Origin of the sequence: Kitasatospora sp. NPDC092286 (genome assembly GCF_044755565.1) — a bacterium.
Lineage (GTDB): Bacteria > Actinomycetota > Actinomycetes > Streptomycetales > Streptomycetaceae > Kitasatospora.
Map to the genome: position 1 here is coordinate 1 of NZ_JBIVRD010000095.1, position 4,450 is coordinate 4,450.

Below are 4,450 nucleotides of genomic sequence, written 5' to 3' on the forward strand. Positions count from 1 at the left end.
AACGCCCTGCGGGAGCTTCCGCAGGGCCAGCTCCCCTCGCTGCTGCGAGCGTTGGTGCCGACCGGCACCCGCCGCACCGCCGCCACCACCGAGAGGACGGGCACTCCGGGCGCGGGCGGGCTGACCGAGCGCCTGGCCCGGGTCGGTGCCGAGGAGCGGGCCCGCGTACTGGAGGACCTGGTGGTGACCTGCGCGGCCTCGGTCCTCGGGCACGCCTCCGCCACCGCCGTCGAGCCGGACCGTCCGTTCAAGGACCTGGGCTTCGACTCGCTGACCGCCGTGGAACTGCGCAACCGGCTCAGGTCGGCGACCGGCCTGCGCCTGCCGGCCACCCTGGTCTTCGACCACCCGACGCCCGTGGCCATCGCCCGGTTCCTGGACGCCGGGCTGTTCCCGGAGGGCGGGAGCGGCCTCCCGGACCAGGGTGCCGAGGCCGACGCCGCCCCGTACACGGGCGGAGCCCCGGCGGTCTCCTCCGAGGACATCGACGCGATGGACCTCGACAACCTCATCAGCCTGGCCCTCGACGGCAATGACGCCTGACCCGATGCACACGGAGGAACGCGCAATGAGCACCCCCGACCGGAAGCTGGTCACCGCTCTCCGGACGTCGCTGAAGGAGACCGAGCGGCTCCGGCAGCAGACCCGTGAGCTCATCGAGGAGTCGCGGGAGCCCGTCGCGATCATCGGCATGAGCTGCCGCTTCCCCGGAGAGGTCAGGAACCCGGAGGACCTCTGGCAGCTGGTGGCGGAGGGCCGGGACGCCGTCTCGGAGTTCCCGACCGATCGCGGGTGGAACCTCGACGGCCTCTACGACCACGGCGGATTCCTGTACGACGCTGCGGACTTCGATCCGGCCTTCTTCGGGATCTCGCCGCGTGAGGCGCTGGCGATGGACCCGCAGCAGCGGCTGCTGCTGGAGACCTCCTGGGAGGTTTTCGAGCGGGCCGGGATCGCGCCCGCCTCGGTGCGCGGCAGCCGGACCGGGGTCTTCACCGGCGTGATGTACCACGACTACGCCGAGCTGGTGCTCCGCTCCCCGGAGGCCGTCGAAGGGTACGTCTACAACGGCAGTGCGGGCAGTGTGGCCTCGGGCCGGGTGTCGTACACGCTGGGGCTGGAGGGCCCGGCGGTCACGGTGGACACCGCCTGCTCCTCCTCGCTGGTCGCCGTCCACCTGGCCGTGCAGGCGCTGCGGGGCAAGGAGTGCTCGCTCGCGCTGGCCGGCGGTGTGGCCGTGATGTCGACGCCCACGCTGTTCGACGAGTTCAGCCGGGGGCAGGGCCACGGGCTGGCGCCGGACGGGCGCTGCAAGGCGTTCGGTGACGGCGCGGACGGGACGAGCCTGTCCGAGGGCGTCGGTGTGCTGCTGCTGGAGCGGCTGTCGGACGCGCGGCGCAACGGTCACCGGGTGCTGGGGATCGTCCGGGGTACGGCGGTGAACCAGGACGGCGCGAGCAACGGCCTGACCGCGCCGAACGGCCCGGCGCAGCAGCGGGTGATCCGTCAGGCGCTCGCCAACGCCGGGCTGAAGGGCTCGGAGGTGGACGCGGTGGAGGCGCACGGCACCGGAACGGTGTTGGGCGACCCGATCGAGGCGCAGGCGCTGCTGGCCACGTACGGGCAGGACCGTTCCGAGGACCGTCCGTTGTGGCTGGGCTCGCTGAAGTCCAACATTGGGCACACCCAGGCGGCCGCCGGGGTCGGTGGCGTGATCAAGATGGTCATGGCGATGCACAACGGGCAACTGCCGCGCACGCTGCACGCGGACGTTCCCTCGAAGCACGTGGACTGGACGGAGGGGGTCGTCGAGCTGCTGAGGGAGCCGATCGCCTGGCCCGAGACCGGCGCCCCGCGCCGGGCCGGGGTCTCCGCCTTCGGCGTCAGCGGCACCAACGCCCACGTCGTCCTCGAACAGGCCCCCGGGACGGAGGACGCCGACCACGCCGTCACGCCCGAACCGACCGCCGTCCTGCCCTGGGTCCTGTCCGGCCGTTCCGGGGCCGCGCTGCGCGAGCAGGCGGCCCGGCTGCTGGCCCGGCTGGACGGGCCGGAGGCGCCCGAGCCGGTCGACGTCGGGCGCGAACTGGCGGTCGGCCGGGTGGTCTTCGAGCACCGGGCCGTCCTCCTGCCGACCGGCCCGGGCGGGTTGCCGGGCGCGCTGGCCGCGCTGGCGGAGGGGAACGGCGCCCCTGGCCTCGTCCGGGGGACCGGCCGGCGCGAGGGCGGGGTGGCGGTGCTCTTCACCGGCCAGGGCAGCCAGTACGCGGGGATGGGGCGCGAACTGGCCGGTGCCTTCCCGGTGTTCGCGCAGGCCCTGGAGGAGGCCGCGCGACTCCTGGACCCGCACCTGGACCGGCCGCTGAGCGAGGTCCTGTTCGCCCCGGAGGGCAGCGAGGGGGCCGCTCTGCTCGGCCGTACCGAGTTCACCCAGGCCGCGCTGTTCGCCGTCGAGGTGGCCCTGTTCCGGCTCGCCGAGAGCTGGGGCGTACGGCCCGCGATGCTGCTCGGCCACTCGGTGGGGGAGATCGCCGCGGCCCACGTCGCGGGGGTGCTCTCGCTGGCGGACGCCTGCACGCTGGTCGCCGCGCGCGGTCGCCTGATGGGCCGGCTCCCGGCGGGCGGGGCGATGGTGTCGGTGCGGGCCGCCGAGGAGGAGGTCCGGCCGCTGCTCGCCGGCCGTACGGACCGGGCGGGGGTCGCGGCGGTCAACGGGCCGCGCTCCGTGGTCCTCTCCGGCGAGGAGCGGACGGTACTGGAGATCGCGGAGGAGCTCGCGGCGGCCGGTCACCGGACCAAGCGGCTGGACGTCAGCCACGCCTTCCACTCCCCACTGATGGAACCGATGCTGGCCGAGTTCCGTGAGGTGGTCGCCGCGCTGGAGCTGCGGGCCCCGCTGCTGCGGGTGGTCTCGAACGTGACCGGCCGGATCGCCACCGCTGAGGAACTGTGCGACCCGGACTACTGGGTCCGGCACGTACGGCAGACGGTGCGCTTCGCGGACGGGGTGCGCACGCTCGGCGAGCACAGGATCGGCACGTACCTGGAGCTGGGCCCCGGCGGGGTGCTGTCCGGCATGGGCCAGGAGTGCCTGGCGGCGGAGCCGGGGTACGAGCCCGGGGCGCCCGCGCCGTTCGTCGCCACGCTGCGGCGCGACCGGCCGGAGCCGGAGTCGCTGGTGCGGGCGCTGGCCACGGTGTTCGGGCGCGGGGCCGAGGCGGACTGGACGGCGTTCTTCCCCGGCGGCGGTCGGCGGGTGGACCTGCCCACCTACGCCTTCCAGCGCCGCCGCTACTGGCCGAAGGCCCCCGTCGGCGGGGGCGGCGACATCCGTTCGTTCGGCCTCGACGGCGGCGGCCACCCGCTGCTGCCCGCGCTCGCCGAGTCCGGCGACGCCGACGGGTCGCTGTTCATCGGCCGGCTCTCGCTCGCCGCCCAGCCGTGGCTGGCGGACCACGCGGTGCTCGGCAGCCCGCTGCTTCCGGGCGCGGCGCTGGTCGAGGTGGCGCTGCACGCGGGCGACCGGGTGGGCTGCGGCCGCCTGGACGAACTCACCCTGGAGGCGCCGGTCGTGCTGCCCTCCGAGGGCGGACTCCAACTGCGGCTCAGGGTCGGCGCGGTGGACGCCACCGGGCGCCGACCGGTGACCGTGCACACCCGGCCGGACGGTGGCCGGGCGGCGGACGATCCGTGGACGCGGCATGCCACCGGCGTCCTGGCCCCGGCCACCGAGGAACCGGCCGACCCCGGCCTGGCCGCCTGGCCGCCTGCCGAAGCCGAACCGCTGGACGTCACCGGGCTCTACACGGGCTTCGCCGAGGGCGGGTTCGCCTACGGTCCGGCCTTCCAGGGGCTGACGGCCGCCTGGCGGCGGGGCGAGGAGGTGTTCGCGGAGGTACGGCTGCCGGAGGCCCTGGGCGAGGAGACGGACGAGTACGCCCTGCACCCGGCCCTGCTGGACGCCGCCCTTCAGACGGTCGGCCTGAGCCGGCTCGCCGAGGACGCGGACGCACCGGCGCGACTCCCCTTCAGCTGGAGCGGGGCCCAGCTGCACGCGACCGGGGCGACCGCCCTGCGGGTGCGGCTGCGCGTCACCGGTCCCGAACAGGTCGCGCTCACGGCCGCCGATCCCGCGGGCGCCCCGGTCTTCTCCCTCGACTCCCTGACCCTTCGTCCGGCCGCGCCCGGGCAGCTCGCCACCGTGCGGTCCGTGGCGCGGGACTCGCTGTTCCGCCTCGACTGGGTCGCCCTCACGGCCCCGGCCGCTGCGGGCGGGACGTCGAGCATCGGCGTTCTCGGCGCGGGCCCCGAGGCGGGGGAGACCGCCGCCGCCCTCGGCGGAGTGCCGGTGCACGCCTTGCTGGCGTCGGTGGGTGTGGTGCCGGATGTGGTGGTGGTGCCGCTGGGCGGGGATGGTGTGCTGCCGGGTGCTGCGCGGGGTGCGGTGTCC

Annotated in this window: 2 protein-coding genes; both read left to right on the top strand. The window is 75.4% G+C overall.

The genetic code is table 11. From position 1 onward, the window contains the following. Positions 1–543: acyl carrier protein (locus ACIQIB_RS39145; RefSeq protein WP_400764204.1), on the top strand; the 543-nt coding region annotated here is incomplete at its 5' end. Beyond that, positions 425–4,450: type I polyketide synthase (locus ACIQIB_RS39150; protein ID WP_400764205.1), on the top strand; the 4,026-nt coding region annotated here is incomplete at its 3' end. The genes ACIQIB_RS39145 and ACIQIB_RS39150, both read left to right, overlap by 119 nt.